Raw genomic sequence first — 17317 nt, 5'->3', positions numbered from 1 at the left:
CCAGGGTCACAGGGCCAGCCGGAAGCAGACCACTTCCTGGCCCGTCCCCGGCGTCGTGAAGCTCTCCGCCCGCTCCATCCCCAGCCGCCGGGCCACGGCTGTGGACCGTTCGTTCCCCGCGTCGATCGTCGCCACCACCCGCTCCACCCCGGCCGCGCGCAGCCGCTCCAGCGTGAGGCGCGCGGCGGTGGTGGCGTAACCCCGGCCCCAGGCGGTTCGGGCCAGCCGCCAGCCGATCTCTGTCTCGCCGACCGGCCCGTAATCGGTCCGCGGCCACGGCTGGGCGCCCGTGAAGCCGGCCACCCCGCCGTCCTCGCCCAGCACCGTCCACAGGCAGTAGCCGAGTTCGGCGTCGAGCCGGCGCTGCCGGGCGGTCCACTCCTCGTACATCGAGAGCTCCTCCGACGCACCGCCGAAGAACTCCATCACCTCGGGATCGTCGAACGCGCGATGCCAGGCGAGCGCGTCCTCGTCGATCGGGACGCGCAGCTGTACGGAGGGAGCACCGGGAAGCACGGTCGACATCTGGGAGCCCTTCGGAAAGTTGATCGGCGGACCCCCATAGACTGCACGGGACAGGTGCCGCGCGGCACGTGATTTCGAGTCTTCGGGAGATCCGACCGTGACCGAGCAGCCCCTCTCCGAACACAGCGCGGATGTGATCGTCGTCGGGGCAGGCCCGGCCGGCTCCACGACGGCGTACTACCTGGCCAAGGCCGGACTGGACGTCCTGCTCCTGGAGAAGACGGCCTTCCCCCGCGAGAAGGTCTGCGGCGACGGCCTCACCCCGCGCGCCACCAAGCAGCTCGTCTCCATGGGCATCGACATCTCCGAAGAGGCCGGCTGGCTGCGCAACAAGGGCCTGCGCATCATCGGCGGCGGGGTCCGCCTCCAGCTGGACTGGCCCGACCTGGCCTCGTACCCGGACTACGGACTGGTCCGCAAGCGCGACGACTTCGACGAGCAGCTGGCCCGCCAGGCGCAGAAGGCGGGCGCGCGGCTGTACGAGCGCTGCAATGTCGGCGCCCCGATCATCGACGACCGCACCGGCCGCATCACCGGCGTCAACGCGAAGCTCGGCGAGGAGAAGACCCCGGTCACCTTCCACGCCCCACTCGTCGTCGCCGCCGACGGCAACTCCACCCGGCTGTCGCTCGCCATGGGCCTGCACCGCCGCGAGGACCGCCCGATGGGCGTGGCCGTGCGTACGTACTTCACCTCGCCCCGCCACGACGACGACTACCTGGAGTCCTGGCTGGAGCTGTGGGACCGCCGCGGCCCCCAGGACCGGCTGCTGCCCGGCTACGGCTGGATCTTCGGCATGGGCGACGGCACGTCCAACGTGGGCCTCGGCATCCTCAACTCCTCCTCCGCGTTCAAGGAGCTGGACTGGCGCGAGGTGCTCAAGGCCTGGTGCGCCTCGATGCCGGAGGACTGGGGCTACACCCCGGAGAACATGACGACGCCGATCCGCGGCGCCGCCCTCCCGATGGCCTTCAACCGCCAGCCGCACTACACCAAGGGCCTGCTGCTCGTCGGTGACGCGGGCGGCATGGTCAACCCGTTCAACGGCGAAGGCATCGCGTACGCCATGGAGTCGGGCCAGATCGCCGCGGACGTCATCGTCCAGGCCCACGCCCGCGCGACCCCGGCCCAGCGCGAACTGGCCCTGAACAACTACCCGAAGGTGCTCAAGGAGACCTACGGCGGCTACTACACGATGGGCCGCGCCTTCGTGAAGCTGATCGGCAACCCGAAGGTCATGAAGGTCGCCACCCAGCGCGGTCTGACGCACCCGCTGCTGATGAAGTTCACCCTGAAGATGCTCGCCAACCTCACCGACCCCACGGGCGGCGACGCGATGGACCGCATCATCAACGGGCTGTCCAAGGTGGCCCCGAAGGCCTGAGCCGCGCGCGGCCTGTTCATTTGACGTACGTATACGCATGCCCACGGAGGAGCAGCGACCGCCTGCCGGTCGCTGCTCCTCCGTCGTGTTTCGGCGCCGGCGCAGCGATCGACGACGACGGTGCGCGTAGGTACGGATACTCGGGTCCGGTTCGAGTGGCGGCGACGCGATGGACCGCACGGAGGCCGCGGTCACGCCCCCGGGGGGCGTTCAGGGACGTACCAGCGCCAGCGCCCTGTTCAGGTTGTGCTCGGCGACGCCCGCCATGAACGCCCGGCCCGGGAAGTCTCCGTCGAGCAGTCGCAGCGGCCCCGCTGTCAGCGAGAGCCGCTGCGCCAGCACGTAGAACGCGAGCCGGTCCTCGTCCAGCCCGGCCACCGCCAGCGGCCGGTAGGCGTCGTGCAGGCGGATCCGCAGAAAGACGTGCTCCCACTCGACGTCGAAGTACATCAAGCCCTCGATGTCGATCACCACGGGGTTCCCGTCCGCGTCCACCAGCACGTGGTCCGGACCCAGTTCGCCGTGCACGACCGCGTACTCCGCGCGCGGCCGCACGGCTGCCGCCAGGTCCAGCAGCCGTTCCTCCAGCCGGTCGCGGGCTCCCGCGATCCGCGGATCACGCGACGCCGCCTCGGCGAGGTCGCGCAACGCGCGATCGAGGACGACCCCCTCGCACGAGGTCCCCTGCGACGAACCGCCCCCGTCGACCACGGCCGCCTTGCCGTACGCCGGCGCCCGATGACCACGCATCGCCTCCAGCGCCTCGCCGAGCCGGGCCATGACCGGGGCGGCCGAGCCCGGGTCGCGCGCGAGCAGTTCCTCCAGGTTGTCGCCCGGCAGGTCCTCGACGATCGCGAGATCGGCCGAGCAGTGGGTGCCGTCACGGTCGACGAGACGCATCGCCGGGACGTGGACGCCGAGCGCATTCAGCCGCGCGTGCGCCGCCTCGAACAGGTCCAGCCGGAGACCGGGGGAGAACGGGTCGGTGAGGTCGTCGTCGCCCTCGGCCGTCGGCCAGTAGTTCTCGGCGTCGTCCCACAAGTAGGCGATCGCCGTCGTCGCGTCGTCCATCACCAGGCGGTACACGCCCTTCTTGCTGCCGCCCGCAACCGGCTCGACCGCCTCCAGCCGCCGCCCGCCGCCCAGCGCCGCCCGCGCCGCACCCGCCAATCGCTCCCGCGTCACTGTCCTGGGTGCCACGTCCGAACCGCCTCTCCGCAACGACAGGCTGCGCACTGTACGGGAGCACCGACGTGCATCGCACCCGGTTACGGCTTCGGTCCGCGTGTTCGGGCGGCCGGTCTCGCGACGGGTCGTCAGGGACGGGGGACAGGAGGCTGTGCAGGATCGGACCGGCCGATCCGTCGCCCGTGACGCCCTGCTCGACGACGCACGCCACGGCGACATTGCCGCGCGGCGCGACGAGCCGGCCGTCACGTCGTCGCCGTCTTCACGTCGTCGCCGTCTCCACCCGCACCGCCGCCACGCCCCCCGCGGCCGACGCCGTCATCGGCAAGGCGTCGCTTCCACCGATCCCCGTCAGCGACGATCCGCCCGCCCGTAGCACCGCGCCAGTGCGTGGAAGGCCTGCTTCGGTTCCCAGTGCCAGTCGGACGTCGGGTCGTCGAGCCGGTCCTTGATCGGCTTCACCACGGCGTAGCTCGCCATGTCCAGGTCGTAGCGTGGAACGGAGGAGTGCGGAGCGTCGGCGGTGACGAACTCGAAGGCCATCGCGGCGTACAGGCCCATCTCCTCGAAGACGCCCAGGAGTTCGGTGAGATAGGCGGCCTGGGTGCGCTCGCTGCGGACCAGGTCGCCTTTGATCTCGGGCGGTTGCTTGGTGTAGTCGATGGTGTCCCACCCCATGCCACCCTGCTCGGGCGCCCCCGCGTACGTACATGTGCCGAACTCCGTGATCGCCACCGGTTTGCCCCAGCGCAGGTACGAGCGCAGCTCGCGCACGTAGTCCGCGCGGTCGGGGAAGTACGAGTAGTAGTCGATGCCCACGATGTCGAAGAGGTTCCAGTCGACCTCGTCGTCCTGGGCGGCCGCGTACGACAGGTTGCCGCCGAAGACCGACCGTCCGACCGCGGCGGCCCGCGCCGTGAACGCGGACAGGCGGCGCATCATCTGCTCCGGGTCGAAATTGCCCGCCATCAGATTGCGGATGCGTTCCTGCGCGTTGTCGCCGGGCACGATGCCCGGTACGAACAGCCAGAACTCGCACCCCACGCTCAGGTCGGCCCGCGCCCCCTGGCGACGCAGCCGCTCCAGGTGCCGGCCGGTCTCCGCGAGGTGGTCGAGGATCTCCGACGCGGGGCGGTCGCCCAGGGTCGGCTGGAGCCAGATGTGCAGGCCGAGCTCGGCGGCCTCGGACGCGGTGGCATTGAGACGGTCGACGCCGTCGCCCGTGACCTCGATCGATGTGGCGTGCAGGTCGTTCCTGATGGCGCGGAGGTCCTTGCGCATACGGGCGGTGCTCCACGCGGTGCCGGGGGTCTCGCCCGCGCCGATCGTGTAGCAGATCCCTCGATGCGTCAGTCCGCCGCTGCCTCGGCGGTCGTTCGTGGCCGCCGAGGCCGACGGGCCGGTCAGGAACGATCCGGTGGCTGCCGCCGCCCCGACCGCTCCCGCCCCGGCCAGGAACTTCGCCCGGCTGATTCCTCCACTGCGCTCGTCGCGATGCACTCTGACTCCCCGGATGGTCGGCGGTTCGTGTGTTGCCGCCAGTCTGCGGAGCGGGGGTGGGTGCGGGCGTCCCCCGAAAGTCTGCGGGTGTGCGACCAAGGTGTGAACCGGGCGCAGGGAGCGGCTACTTAGGTTGCGGCTTCCGGCGAGCGGAGTACCCCGGTCACCTGGTCGATACCCGTCGCTCCTCGTCGGCCTCGGCGCGCTTTCCGCCGGTGGCGACCACGCGCCCCCTGGGCCTGCGCGGCAGCAGGCGGCGGGTCAGGCCGGATTCGTAGCGGGGCTGGAGCAGCAGGAACAGGCCCACCGCGCAGACGAGCGCGACCCCGAAGAGCATCCAGGACTTGGCGCCCCGCGCCGAGTAGGCCACGATCCCGAACGAGAACAGCGCCGACCAGAAGTACATGAGCAGCACGGCCCGGCGGTGCGAGTGGCCGAGCTGGAGCAGGCGGTGGTGGAGGTGGCCCTTGTCGGCGGCGAAGGGGGACATTCCGTTCCAGGTACGCCTGATGACGGCCAGTACCAGGTCCGCGACCGGCAGCGCGATGACGGACAGCGGCAGCAGCAGCGGAATGTAGACCGGCACCATCGCGGCCGAGCCGGACCTGCCGTCCATCGACTGGTTGAGGAGGCTCGGGTCGACCTCGCCCGTCACGGAGACCGCGCATCCGGCGATGAGCAGCCCGAGCAGCATCGAGCCCGAGTCGCCCATGAAGATCCGGGCCGGGTGGGAGTTGTGGACCAGGAAGCCCAGGCACATGCCCGCCAGGATCGCGGAGATCAGCGTGGTGGACGCGGCGGCCTCGATGCCGTAGCCGTACCAGAGCCGGTACGCGTACAGGAAGAACGCCGACGCCGCGATGCCCACCGTGCCGGCGGCCAGCCCGTCGAGCCCGTCGACGAAGTTGACCGCGTTGATGGAGATGACGATCAGCCCCACGGTCAGCAGCGTGCCCTGCCAGTCGGAGAGGTAGATCCCGTCGGTGCCCGGCACCGGGAGCCAGAGGATCGTCAGCCCCTGGAACACCATCACCCCGGCGGCGAGCACCTGGCCGCCGAGCTTGACCAGCGCGTCGATGCCCCATTTGTCGTCGAGTACGCCGAGCAGACAGATCAGTGCCGCGCCGGACAGCAACGCCCGTGGCGTCGAGCTCTCGGTGAAGATCTCTTCCAGGTGCGGCAGGTGGGAGGCGACCAGCAGCCCGGCCAGCAGCCCACCGAACATGGCCATGCCGCCCAGGCGCGGAGTGGGCTCGCGGTGGACGTCGCGCGCCCGGACCTCGGGGACCACCCCGATCGTGATGGCGAACTTCCGCACGGGGCCGGTCAGGAGATGGGTCACGGCCGCCGTGATGAACAGCATGAGCAAGTAGTCCCGCACGGGCGGCCTCACATTCCGGCCCAGCGGGCCGATACCTGAGCCTGATCGATGCCCTCGCTGCGCCCAGGCGAGCCTAACTCATACGGATTTCTGTGCGACGGGGCGTGGGGCGGAGCGGTGGTGGGTGCGGACGTCGAGCGATACGTACGTCAGCGGGCGGACGTGCCATTCGACGTGCCGTCCACCCCGCAGCAGGAGCGTGAACCCGCAGGGTTCGCCGCGATGGAGCGCCCCCAGCGCCTGCACCCAGCCGCCCTGGTCCGCCCAGTGGTGGGCGCGGATGAGCTCGCGCGGTGTGAGGCCGAAGAGATGGTTCGCCCGGAGCTGTACGCGGATGGCGCGGACGGCCTCCTGGGGCGTGGCCATGATGCGCAGGTCGATCGGCTCGGGGACGAAGCCGGTGGCGGGGCCGTAGCGGAGGGCCTCGAACCGGTAGCCGCGCTCGACGACCGGTTGTAAGGGGGTGAGGGGTGTACGGGGTGTACGCATCGTCGACCGTCCGATCGCAGTGGGTGCGCCAAGTTGTGTGACAGCAGGGGGAGTTGTTGTGCGGCGCGGCAGGCGGTGGCGGGTGGCTCCCGCGACGGTGCGACGCAGAGCGACGGTAGCGTTACGGGAGCGTGGGGCGCAACCATGCCCCGGGGCATGGTTGCCTCCAGGTAGCAGGAGAGCCTCCGCCCGGTACGGACGGAGGCTCTCCTGCGGCAGGCGGGAGGCGTTACTGGACGAAGTGGTCGAACTCGCCTGCCTTGACGCCCTGGATGAACGCGGCGAACTTGCTGCGGCTCGTCCTGGTCACCACGCGCGGGTCGTCGCTCTCGCGCACCAGGATCTCCTCGGCCTGCCGCGAGACCTCGACACACTGTTCTCCGCCGCCACCGGAGAACGACGACTTCTGCCACTCGATGTCTGCGCTCATGCTGCGGATTATCACAGGTCTCGTGCGATGTGGTGAATGAAGCTCCGCGACTCCTCAGGGGCGAGGCCGACCCGCTGGGCGAAGTCGAGTTGCATGCGGTACCGGTTCAGATCGGCCACGGCGTCCAACTGAACGCCTCCGAACGGGGCGTCGATATGGACGGTGTCCAGCTGCGGCGCGATACCGCCCGCGTACAGCACGGTCTGTGTCACCTCGACGAATTTCTCGCTGGCGAACGGGATCACGCGCACGGTGACGTCCGGTCTGTCGGCCGCCTCCAGGAGGCGCGCCAACTGGCCGCGCGCGACCTCGCGGCCGCCGACCCGCATGCGGAGACCGGCCTCGTGGACGATGACGTCGAACTTCGGCGGCTGCTCACGGTCGAGCACGGTCTGTCTGCGGATGCGGTGCTCGACCCTCGCCTCCACCTCGTCCTCGGGCAGCCTGGGCAGCACTCCTTCGAACAGCGCCCGCGCGTACTGCGGCGTCTGGATCAGCCCCGGCAGCGTCACGGACTGAAGGCAGCGCATATGGCTCGCGTGGTGCTCCAGCTCCGCGATGTCGAGGAAGCCCGGTGCCAGCACGCCGCGGTACTCGTCCCACCAGTACTGGCCCCGATGCTCCCGGGATATGGCGCACAGCGCCTCGATCAGCTCGGCGTCGTCGCATGCGTAGAAGCTGGCCAGGCGGCGGATTCGCGCCTCGCTGATGCCGATGCGGCCCGATTCCATGTGGCTGATCTTCGACTGATCGGTCGAGATGAGTCCGGCGGCCTCGCGAGCCGTTCGGCCGGCCTGCTCCCGCAGCTTCCTCAGTTCGCAGCCCAAGCGTGCTTGGCGTGCGGTCGGATTGTCCCTCGGTGGCATGTCACCATCCTTCGTCCTCGCGCAGTCTTGCGCGGTGCGGCTGCCCCGGTCCACCCGATCGCGTGAAGCAGCAGTGGCAACCTTGCTCCGGGGCATTCTGGCGCCCTATGGTCCCAGTGGGCGACGCTCAAAGGCGTCATCGTCCGAAGTGCAGCCACCCGCAAGCGAGTTGAACGCCCACGGGACCGGCCAATGCCACGGACTACGCCCACCGCACGACGCCCCGGAGACCGCCTCACGCAGGGAGACCGCGCCATGACCCCCGTAACCGCTCCTCCGTCACCCGCCCCCTACCTCCCCCAACGCGGCGAGCGATACCGGATCGTCGCGCCGAACACCCCCACCGCCCCCAGAATCGTGCGGGACTTCGTGGCGACGGTGCTGTGGGCCGCCGGGCACCCACGCCTGGTCGACGACGCCCGGCTCTGTGTGAGCGAGGTCGTCTCCAACACGTACTGCCATACGGACTCGCCGCAGGTCCGGGTGGAGGTCACCGTCAACCACCGGCAGGTGACGGTGTACGTGACGGACGACGAACCCGGCCGCCTGCCCACGCCTCCGCCCCCGCGCACCCCCGGTGCGGATACGGGCGCGGACGAAAGCGGCCGGGGGCTTCTGCTCGTGGACGCGCTCGCCGTCCGGTGGGGGACCACCGCGTACGGGGCACGGTCGCCGCACTCGAAGACCGTGTGGTTCACCCTCGCCGCCTCCGGACGCTGAGGCGCCCCGACGTGCGTCCCGGGGCGGCGCGACCCGCGAGCGCGGCTCACCTCTCCATTTGATTTGGACGACCGTCCAGGACTATCGTCCAAACAACGGCCGACTCCCGCACGTACATGTATCGGAGAGTGAGATGAACCAATCCCTGCTGGCGACCGTGACCGCGGCACTCCTGGTCTGGGAGGCGCTTCTGCTGATTCCCATGGTCCCGGGGAAGCTGATCGATACGCGGGACTTCTCCCCGCTTCCCCGGTGGCAGTACAACAGCTTCAACGTGTATCTGACCTCTCTCGGGCTCGCCAGCTTCGTGGTGGCCGGGTTCGCCATGGCCAACCAGCACTGGGCCTTCGTGGCAGCACTGGTGCTGAGCGTCGGCTACATAGCGGTCTTCGCGGCCGACCTCGGTGCGGTCTTCCCTGTCGTGCCCGACCCCCTGCCGGTGCAATTGCTCGTTCTCGAAGCGATCGCGCTGGCCTCGGCCGGCGTGATCGCCGTGATCGCGATCCAGGGGGTGCGGCTGTGAGGAACGAGTCCACGAACCCCTCGCGCCGGACGGACACACGCGAGAAGATCATCGAAGCCGCTGCCTCCCTGATTCCCGAGCTGGGCTGGGGCGATGTGAGCAGTCGGCGGGTGGCGGAGCGCGCAGGTGTGAACACCGGAGTGATCCACTACCACGTGGGGAGCATCGGCGAACTCCGGCGCATCGCCGCAGTACGGAAAATCCGGACGTTCTTCCTCGACCGGATCGATGAAGCCCTGTCGCAGGAGGATCCGGCCGTAGCCGTGGAAACCATGCTCCGGGCGTTGTCCGCCAATGATCCGCGTGATCCGGAACTGCTGCTGTTGTACGAGTCCCTCGTCGCCGCGAGCCGGGACGACCAGCTGCGCGCCGAAATCGCTGCCTTGCTGGCCGAGTTGCGGCAGCGGCTGTGCGACTGGTTCGCGGCCCGGGGGGTCGCGCGCCCGCTCACCGTCGCGGTGACCCTCACGGCGGCGATCGACGGATATCTCCTCCAGCGGTCGCTCGACCCGTCCCTTGAGCCCGGCCCCCTCATCGAGGGACTGGTCGGCCTGGTCCGGCAACAGCTCGCAGCCGACGGCTCATGAGATGCAGAAGCGCGAGAGCCGCCTCGCGTGCGGGGCGCGCGGGCGCCGTACGCGAGGCGGCCCTCATCAGCTGCCCTGCCGGGAGAGAACCCGGGCACCTTCATGGCGCACCACCGGCTGAACGGGCACGGTGCGAATGCCCTGCGCGGCGTCAGCCTTCGGAGAGCTCTTCTCCCGTACGACGAGCAGCCCGGCCACCACCAGCGCCACCCAGAGCACCGGACCGAGCGGACTTCCGGGGGAAATGAAGCCCTGCGCGGCAAGTCCGAGGAGGCCGCCGGCGGAAAGCACGGCCGCGAGAACGACCTTGCCGAGGCTCATTTCCGATGCCGCACCGGAACGGCGACGGAATTCGAACCGGCCGAACATTCTGGTGAAGCACACCAGGAAGAATCCCGAAACGCCGACCCAAAGCGGTGCCACCGCGAACCACATCGGACTGCTGGGTGTCGGTGTCGAAAAGCCGAGTCCGACAATTGCGATTCCCGCCGTCATCACGAGCGCGGGCATGTGCCAGAGATACAGGGTCATGAATCGGGTTCCGCACCACTGCAGAACGGCGGTGGCCGACGGGCGTTCGGCGAACCGGGTGATGACGGGCTTGAGCGTCAGCCAGAGACCGAGTTGGCCGACCGTCAGCGACAGCATCAGCGCGGTCGGAGGGCTCATGTTGGAGACCGGGGCCCCGGGCATTCCGATCATGGATGCCGGGTAGGGCCCGAAGAACACAGCGGCCGCGGTGAGTCCGAAGCCGGCCGCGGCCAGCCCCGCCGATGCCCATCCGCTTCGCATGCGCAGGCCGCCGTCGGCGTAGTGGAAACCGAGCTGGTGGGCCGCCGGCCAGACGAACAGGGCGTTCAGGAAACCGATCGCGGGGCTGACTTCGAAGCGCAGTACATCGACGACCAGGGCGCAGACGGCGAGTACGCCGATCACACGCCATCCGTGCCGGTGGTACAACCGGAACATCACCGGCGTGAGCGCGACCACGAGCACGTAGACGGCGAGGAACCAGAGCAGCTGGCCGGCTATTTTGCCCGCCATCAGCACCGGTTGCTGAGGGACCCCCGCGCCGATCAACGCGTGGGGCAGCAGCAGCCACACGGCTGCCAGGGGTATGACCGGAACCAGGAGACGCGCAATTCTGCTCCGGAGCCAGATGCGCGCCGATTTCGCCGATCGGAACGAGAAGAAATTGGCGGCTCCGCCGGCGAAGAACACCATGGGCATGACCTGCGTCAGCCATGTGACAATCCACCAGCCGGGGCTCGCGAGCGCATTCCCGGTACTCAAATGCCCATTCTCGTAGGCCAGTACGGGCATGAGCCAGTGCTGGGAAATCACGGCCAGCACGCACAGTGCTCTGATGACGTCTATGAATGGATCACGACCGCGACCGCGAAAGGGTGAATGAGCCTGCGTCTGCTGCATGCAATCATCGTGCTGTCAGCAGACGAATCGGGCAGTAAAGCAGTCCCCCGAATTCATCGGGGTGCCAGCACCGCGCGCCGTGGTGGGGTTCTCCCCACCACGTTCACCCTCGCCGCCCCCGGACGCCGAGGCTCCTGGAGCGTGGCCCCGCCACGACCGCCGCGACCACCGCGAGAGCCGCGACCGCGCCGCCGAGCGGCATGACCGCCGACACGGACACGTGGTCGAGTACGGCTCCGCCCGCCAAGGCGCCGAGGGCGAAGGTCGCTTGGAAGGACGCGGTGAACAGGACGGACGCCGCTTCGGGCGCCTCGGGCGCGGCCTTGGCGAACCAGGTCTGCGAGCAGACCGGCACCGCACCGTAGGCCGCACCCCAGACGGCCAGCAGTACGACGGCTCCGGTCTCCCACCTGCCCAGAAGCGGGAGCAGGGCGGTCGTGGCGGCGATCAGGCCCGCGGCGAGAGAGACCGTGAGGCGCGGGTGGCGCGTCACCAGTGCGCCGCCGACGAAGTTGCCGACGATCCCGGCGGCTCCGTAGACCAGCAGGAACACCGTGATCAGCGCCGGACCGGCGTGCGTGACCCGTTCCAGGAAGGGGGTGACATAGGTGTACGTCGCGAAATGGGACAGAACGATGAGGAAGGTGAGGAGCAGGGCGAACCGGGTGCCGGGCCGGTCGAGCACGGCGCGGAGCAGGCTCGCTCGGGTGACCTGGGCAGGCGGCAGAGCTGGAACCACCAGGAGCATCAGGGCCAGTACGCCCACGCTCAGCACCCCCATGACCACGAACGCCGTCCGCCAGCCGGCCAGGCCGCCGATGAACGTACCGGCGGGGACGCCGAGTACGGAGCCCAGCGGGACGGCCGAGAAGATCACCGCTGTCGCCCGGCCGACCGACGCCGGGCGGACCAGCCGGCCCGCCAGCCCGGCGCCGATGGACCAGAAGCCGCCGATGGTGACCCCGACCATCACCCGGGAGACCAGGACGAGTCGGTAGTCGGTCGCGGCGGCGATGAGGAAGTCGGCCAGGGCCAGCAGGAGCATGAAGGCGCAGAGCATCAGGCGCCGGTCGACACGTGCCGTCGCCACGGTGACCAAGGGGGCGGAGACCGCCGCGAGGAGTCCGGGCATGGTCATCATCAGGCCCGCCGTGCCGTCCGAGACGGCGAAGTCGGCCCCGATCGACGTGAGCAGGCCGATGGGCAGGATCTCGGTGGTGACGATCGAGAAGATGCCCAGCATGACGGAGAGGACGGCGAGCCGGCCGCGTAAAGGGGTGCGGGCCGGGAGGGCGGTGTGTTCGGAGGGGGTGGTGGCCGCGGTGGGGGTCATGGCGGATGCCGTCCTGTGCTCGGTGACGCGAGGGCTGTTCACCTCAGTTCACAAGCGGCGGCGGACGGTGTCCGGCAGGTTCGCGACGTCAACGCTGCCGGCCGGGGGTGATGTCGCGTTTTCGCCGGAGGGCCGGGAGCCCTTCGCCACGACCGGGAAGCCCACCACCACGGCCCAAGCCCTTCACCAGGGCGGGAAGCCCTTCACCACGACCGGAGACTCCTCGCCAGGAACGGAAACGGCGAAGGGCCGTCGCTCCCGAGCGGGGGAGCGACGGCCCTTCGCCGTCTGCACACGCGTTCACGGCGCGCCTCACGCGCGCTTGTGAATCAGAGAACGCGGACCGCGCCGGACGGCGGGTCGTAGGACAGCGGACGCTGCACCACACCGGTGCCGGAGTTCTGCGCACCGACGAACTCGCCGCCGCCCACGTAGATCCCGACGTGGTACGCGCTGCCCGCGCCGCCCCAGTACAGGATGTCGCCCGGCTGGAGGTTGCTCAGGGAGACCTGGGTGCCGGCGGTGGACTGGGACTGCGAGACGCGCGGCAGGTCGATGTTGACCGAACGGAACGCGGCCTGGACGAGGCTGGAGCAGTCCCACGAGCTGGGGCCGGTGCTGCCCAGCACGTACGCGTCACCGAGCTGCGCCTTCGCGAAGGCGATGACGGCCGCTGCGGAGCCGGTCGCGTTCGACGAGGAGACGGAGGACGACGTGGCCGAGCCGGAGGTCGCGCTGAGCGTCGTACGGGCGGTGGAGCGGGAAGCGCGCTCGGCGGCCTCCGCCTTGGCCTTGGCAGCGGCCTCCGCCTTCTTCTTGGCCTCCGCCTTGCGGACCGCCTCGGCCTTGGCCTTCTTGGCGGTCTTGGCCGCGGTGGCGGCTGCGGCGTCCTCCTGGGCCTCCGTCTGCAGGTCCTGGGCGACCTGCTGCGTGGCCTGGGCGGACGCGGCGACGGCGGTGGAGAGCCCGGAGGTGATGGTGGGCATCTCGATGGTCTGGGTCACCGGCTCGGCCTGGGCCGGACCGGCAGCGCCTGCGACCGCGATGGTGCTGAGGACGCCACCGGCAACTCCGGCCCGCAGCGCCGTCTTCGAGGCGTTTCGGCGGGGCTTCCGGTGGCTGGGTATGTGAGCGGTGTGGGACATGAGTACTAGCGCTATCAGGGCCTCGGGGCTCCCATCAAGAAACGTGTGTTGCGACACAGTTACGTACGGAATCTGTGAATCCGCTTCCTGGGGACCCTTATTGACGCCGGAACGGGCAAAAGGGGCGCGCCTGGTCATGGCTGTGATCACGGGCTTTCGGTAATACGCCCGAATTGCCCGCCGCTTACCATCCGTTCACACCGATGGCCAAGCCCGCTTTTATGTGAGCATCGATGGAGTGACGCAGGTCACAGCGTGGGTGCCGGGTGAGGGGTGGTTACGAGCCACGGAGTCAAAGGGGCTCCGAGTGAACGGAGATGTTCTGTTCATCCTGAAGATCGGAAATGCTCTCGCGCGTCCACTTCGCTCCCCGTGGCGACCTCTCCCGGGTGAGGTTCGGGTGGCGGGAAGGGGTCGGGTGGGCCGAGGGAGGGGTGGGGTCCGCTCGGAGGGACCAAGATCGAGAAGGTTCCTCTATCACCCCGGGTCGTCCATCGCCAATTTGCTTGTGCTGGCCATCTCTTGATAGGGCGGCAGCCGTTTGACCAGCGGTAACAGCATCAGATGTCACGTCTCGTGATCACTCGGCCGCTTCGCGTGTGAAGATCACCGCTCATCCGACTTCATGATCCTTCGTCAGGTGGTGGAGATCACAAAGGCGTTGTCGTACCCCGTGTCGCAGATCACAGGATGACGGGCATAGGATGCGGGGCAGTCGGGCTTGTGAACTGCCTCACATGTGCACGATCTTGGTGAGGCGGTGAGCCGGTCGCCCGATGCGGTCCAACGGTCAAGGACGACTGGAAGGAGCGAGGAGCGTGAATGCCTACGCGCCCATCCTCGTGCTCGGCGCCCTCGGGGCAGGGTTTGCGATCTTCTCCGTGGTCATGGCCACGCTTATCGGCCCCAAGCGGTACAACCGGGCAAAGCTCGAAGCGTACGAGTGCGGTATCGAACCCACCCCCACTCCAGCCGGAGGCGGCCGCTTCCCCATCAAGTACTACCTGACGGCGATGCTCTTCATCGTCTTCGACATCGAGATCGTCTTCCTCTATCCCTGGGCGGTCACCTTCGACGCCCTGGGGATCTTCGGGCTCGTGGAGATGCTGCTCTTCGTGCTCACCGTCTTCGTGGCCTACGCGTATGTGTGGCGCCGCGGCGGCCTGGAATGGGACTGAGGGGCTGAGGGGCACACCATGGGACTCGAAGAGAAGCTGCCCAGCGGCTTCGTGCTGACCACTGTCGAGCAGGCCGCCGGCTGGGTGCGGAAGTCCTCCGTCTTCCCCGCCACCTTCGGCCTCGCCTGTTGCGCCATCGAAATGATGACGACCGGGGCCGGGCGCTACGACCTGGCCCGTTTCGGCATGGAGGTCTTCCGCGGATCGCCGCGGCAGGCGGATCTGATGATCGTCGCAGGACGGGTCAGCCAGAAGATGGCTCCCGTCCTGCGGCAGGTCTACGACCAGATGCCCAACCCCAAGTGGGTCATCTCCATGGGGGTTTGCGCATCATCGGGCGGAATGTTCAACAATTACGCCATTGTTCAGGGTGTTGATCACATTGTTCCTGTTGACATCTATTTGCCCGGTTGTCCGCCGCGGCCCGAGATGCTGATGGACGCGATCCTCAAGCTCCACCAGAAGATCCAGGGCTCCAAGCTCGGGGTCAACGCGGAGGAGGCCGCCCGCGAGGCGGAGGACGCGGCACTCAAGGCGCTGCCCCTGATCGAGATGAAGGGGCTGCTGCGGTGAGCGGGAACGACAACCACGACGAACAGGGCAAGAGCAACGGTTTGCCCGCGCCGCGCGCGGACACCGGTGAGGTCATCGGCGTACGCAAGGGCATGTTCGGCGCCGACAACGGCGGTGACACCTCCGGCTACGGCGGCCTCGTCCGCACCGTGACCCTGCCGGGCGCCACCGCCCGACCGTACGGCGGCTGGTTCGACGAAGTCGCCGACGAGCTCGAGGGGGCCCTGGAGGAACAGGACCTGCTTCCGGCCGGCGCTATCGAGAAGACCGTCGTCGACCGCGGCGAGCTCACCTTCCACATCGCCCGTGAGCACCTCGTCCGGGTCGCGCAGACCCTGCGCGACGATCCGGCGCTGCGCTTCGAGCTCTGCACGGGGGTCAGCGGCGTCCACTTCCTGGGCGACAAGGGCCGCGAGCTGCACGCCGTCTACCACCTGCGCTCGATCACGCACGGCCGGCTGATCCGCCTGGAGGTGTCGGCCCCGGACAGCGATCCGCACATCCCGTCCCTCGTCGCGGTCTACCCGACCAACGACTGGCACGAGCGCGAGGCCTACGACTTCTTCGGGCTCGTCTTCGACGGGCACCCCGCCCTCACCCGGATCATGATGCCGGACGACTGGCAGGGCTTCCCGCAGCGCAAGGACTACCCGCTCGGCGGCATCGCCGTCGAGTACAAGGGCGCCCAGATCCCGGCTCCGGACCAGCGGAGGTCGTACTCCTGATGTCTACTCCCCACGCAACGCCTCGGGACACGACCGAGGGGACTGTATATACAGTCACCGGCGGCGACTGGGACGAGGTCGTCGAGTCCGCGGTCAAATCGGACGATGAGCGCATCATTGTCAATATGGGCCCCCAGCACCCGTCGACGCACGGTGTTCTGCGGCTGATCCTGGAGATCGACGGCGAGACCGTCACCGAGGCCCGCTGCGGCATCGGCTACCTCCACACCGGTATCGAGAAGAACCTCGAATTCCGGAACTGGACGCAGGGCACCACCTTCGTCACGCGCATGGACTACCTGACGCCTTTCTTCAACGAGGCGGCGTACTGCCTGGGCGTCGAGAAGCTCCTCGGCATCGAGGACCAGATCCCCGACCGGGCCAGCATCCTGCGCGTGCTCCTGATGGAGCTCAACCGGATCTCCTCGCACCTGGTGTGCATCGCCACCGGTGGCATGGAGCTCGGCGCCACCACGATCATGATCTACGGCTTCCGTGATCGTGAACTCGTTCTCGACCTCTTCGAGCTGATCACCGGCCTGCGGATGAACCATGCGTTCATCCGGCCCGGCGGACTCGCCCAGGACCTCCCGCCCGGTGCGATCGACCAGCTCCGCGAGTTCGTGAAGACCATGAAGAAGAACCTGCCGGAGTACGACAAGCTCGCCACCGGCAACCCGATCTTCAAGGCCCGCATGCAGGACGTCGGCTATCTCGACCTGACCGGCTGCATGGCCCTCGGCGCCACCGGCCCGATCCTGCGCTCCGCCGGACTCCCGCACGACCTGCGCAAGACCGACCCCTACTGCGGGTACGAGAACTACGAATTCGACGTCCCCACCGCCGACTCCTGCGACGCCTACGGCCGCTTCCTCGTCCGTCTGGAAGAGATGCGCCAGTCGCTGCGGATCGTCGAGCAGTGCATCGACCGGCTCGCCCCCGGTCCGGTGATGGTCGCCGACAAGAAGATCGCCTGGCCGGCCCAGCTCGCGCTCGGCCCGGACGGACTCGGCAACTCGCTCGACCACATCAAGAAGATCATGGGCACCTCCATGGAGGCCCTGATCCACCACTTCAAGCTGGTGACCGAGGGCTTCCGGGTCCCGGCCGGGCAGGTGTACACCGCGGTCGAGTCGCCCAAGGGCGAACTCGGCGTGCACGTCGTCTCGGACGGCGGCACCCGCCCCTACCGGGTCCACTTCCGCGACCCGTCCTTCACCAACCTCCAGGCCATGGCGGCGATGTGCGAAGGCGGCCAGGTCGCCGACGTCATCGTCGCCGTCGCGTCCATCGACCCCGTGATGGGAGGCGTCGACCGGTGACCGAAGCACGTCAGGAA

The 17317-nt window shown here is 68.9% G+C and carries 18 protein-coding genes; 8 read left to right on the top strand and 10 right to left on the bottom strand.

Annotated elements, in window-relative coordinates:
* Positions 1-6: 6 nt before the first annotated feature.
* Positions 7-525 (bottom strand): GNAT family N-acetyltransferase, encoded by a 519-nt coding sequence (locus OHA19_RS17145; RefSeq protein WP_405715647.1) that lies wholly within the window; start codon positions 523-525, stop codon positions 7-9.
* Between the two features lie 97 nt (positions 526-622).
* On the opposite strand from OHA19_RS17145, the gene OHA19_RS17140 reads away from it, so the two are divergent.
* The gene (locus OHA19_RS17140; RefSeq protein WP_405715649.1) at positions 623-1909 is read left to right on the top strand and encodes a geranylgeranyl reductase family protein; all 1287 of its coding nucleotides are present in this window, start codon (positions 623-625) and stop codon (positions 1907-1909) included.
* A 210-nt stretch (positions 1910-2119) separates the two neighbouring features.
* Here OHA19_RS17140 and OHA19_RS17135 read toward each other — a convergent pair whose 3' ends face one another.
* The 6 genes from OHA19_RS17135 to OHA19_RS17110 all read right to left on the bottom strand — a co-directional run bounded on the left by OHA19_RS17135 (position 2120) and on the right by OHA19_RS17110 (position 7763).
* The gene (locus OHA19_RS17135; RefSeq protein WP_405753265.1) at positions 2120-3094 is read right to left on the bottom strand and encodes a phosphotransferase family protein; all 975 of its coding nucleotides are present in this window, start codon (positions 3092-3094) and stop codon (positions 2120-2122) included.
* A gap of 354 nt (positions 3095-3448) precedes the next feature.
* The gene (locus OHA19_RS17130; RefSeq protein ID WP_405715651.1) at positions 3449-4597 is read right to left on the bottom strand and encodes an abortive phage infection protein; all 1149 of its coding nucleotides are present in this window, start codon (positions 4595-4597) and stop codon (positions 3449-3451) included.
* A 163-nt stretch (positions 4598-4760) separates the two neighbouring features.
* On the bottom strand, positions 4761-5978 hold the full coding sequence (locus tag OHA19_RS17125; protein ID WP_405715653.1) for an MraY family glycosyltransferase: 1218 nt from the start codon (positions 5976-5978) through the stop codon (positions 4761-4763).
* 78 nt (positions 5979-6056) lie between these two features.
* Positions 6057-6467: a hypothetical protein gene (locus OHA19_RS17120; protein WP_405715655.1), complete on the bottom strand. Its 411-nt coding sequence runs from the start codon at positions 6465-6467 to the stop codon at positions 6057-6059.
* 229 nt (positions 6468-6696) lie between these two features.
* Positions 6697-6897: a DUF397 domain-containing protein gene (locus OHA19_RS17115; RefSeq protein ID WP_072485631.1), complete on the bottom strand. Its 201-nt coding sequence runs from the start codon at positions 6895-6897 to the stop codon at positions 6697-6699.
* Between the two features lie 11 nt (positions 6898-6908).
* Complete coding sequence (locus OHA19_RS17110; RefSeq protein ID WP_405715657.1) at positions 6909-7763, bottom strand: helix-turn-helix domain-containing protein; 855 nt, start codon at positions 7761-7763, stop codon at positions 6909-6911.
* Positions 7764-8018: 255 nt separating this feature from the next.
* On the opposite strand from OHA19_RS17110, the gene OHA19_RS17105 reads away from it, so the two are divergent.
* The 3 genes from OHA19_RS17105 (at position 8019) to OHA19_RS17095 (ending at position 9593) form a co-directional block, all read left to right on the top strand.
* Positions 8019-8483 (top strand): ATP-binding protein, encoded by a 465-nt coding sequence (locus OHA19_RS17105; RefSeq protein WP_405750686.1) that lies wholly within the window; start codon positions 8019-8021, stop codon positions 8481-8483.
* A gap of 133 nt (positions 8484-8616) precedes the next feature.
* Entirely contained in the window at positions 8617-9006 is a 390-nt protein-coding gene (locus OHA19_RS17100; RefSeq protein WP_405715661.1) for a hypothetical protein, read from the top strand.
* Positions 9003-9593 carry a TetR/AcrR family transcriptional regulator gene (locus OHA19_RS17095; RefSeq protein WP_405715663.1) on the top strand — a complete coding sequence of 197 codons (591 nt, stop codon included), beginning with the start codon at positions 9003-9005 and terminating at the stop codon, positions 9591-9593. Before OHA19_RS17100 ends, OHA19_RS17095 begins: the two co-directional genes overlap by 4 nt.
* Before the next feature lie 66 nt (positions 9594-9659).
* Here the strand turns inward: OHA19_RS17095 and OHA19_RS17090 are convergent, their stop codons facing one another.
* From OHA19_RS17090 to OHA19_RS17080, 3 genes are all read right to left on the bottom strand, one after another.
* Positions 9660-11024 (bottom strand): acyltransferase, encoded by a 1365-nt coding sequence (locus tag OHA19_RS17090; RefSeq protein WP_405715665.1) that lies wholly within the window; start codon positions 11022-11024, stop codon positions 9660-9662.
* 103 nt (positions 11025-11127) lie between these two features.
* Positions 11128-12357: an MFS transporter gene (locus OHA19_RS17085; RefSeq protein WP_405715667.1), complete on the bottom strand. Its 1230-nt coding sequence runs from the start codon at positions 12355-12357 to the stop codon at positions 11128-11130.
* A gap of 329 nt (positions 12358-12686) precedes the next feature.
* Positions 12687-13502 carry a C40 family peptidase gene (locus OHA19_RS17080; protein ID WP_405715669.1) on the bottom strand — a complete coding sequence of 272 codons (816 nt, stop codon included), beginning with the start codon at positions 13500-13502 and terminating at the stop codon, positions 12687-12689.
* Between the two features lie 818 nt (positions 13503-14320).
* Here OHA19_RS17080 and OHA19_RS17075 point away from each other — a divergent pair.
* Genes OHA19_RS17075 through OHA19_RS17060 form a run of 4 tightly spaced genes read left to right on the top strand, consistent with a single transcriptional unit; the run spans position 14321 to position 17300 of the window.
* Complete coding sequence (locus OHA19_RS17075) at positions 14321-14680, top strand: NADH-quinone oxidoreductase subunit A (RefSeq protein WP_003992243.1); 360 nt, start codon at positions 14321-14323, stop codon at positions 14678-14680.
* 18 nt (positions 14681-14698) lie between these two features.
* The gene (locus OHA19_RS17070; protein ID WP_030926341.1) at positions 14699-15253 is read left to right on the top strand and encodes an NADH-quinone oxidoreductase subunit B family protein; all 555 of its coding nucleotides are present in this window, start codon (positions 14699-14701) and stop codon (positions 15251-15253) included.
* Positions 15250-15978, top strand: coding sequence for an NADH-quinone oxidoreductase subunit C (locus OHA19_RS17065; RefSeq protein WP_405715671.1), 729 nt, complete (start codon positions 15250-15252; stop codon positions 15976-15978). Before OHA19_RS17070 ends, OHA19_RS17065 begins: the two co-directional genes overlap by 4 nt.
* Positions 15978-17300 carry an NADH-quinone oxidoreductase subunit D gene (locus tag OHA19_RS17060; RefSeq protein ID WP_405715673.1) on the top strand — a complete coding sequence of 441 codons (1323 nt, stop codon included), beginning with the start codon at positions 15978-15980 and terminating at the stop codon, positions 17298-17300. The genes OHA19_RS17065 and OHA19_RS17060 overlap by 1 nt, the downstream gene beginning before the upstream one ends.
* Positions 17301-17317 lie beyond the last annotated feature (17 nt).

Source organism: Streptomyces sp. NBC_00012 (assembly GCF_045040875.1).
Lineage (GTDB): Bacteria > Actinomycetota > Actinomycetes > Streptomycetales > Streptomycetaceae > Streptomyces.
The sequence above is the reverse complement of the archived record's forward strand: the minus strand, read 5'-3'. Positions and strand labels throughout refer to the sequence as shown.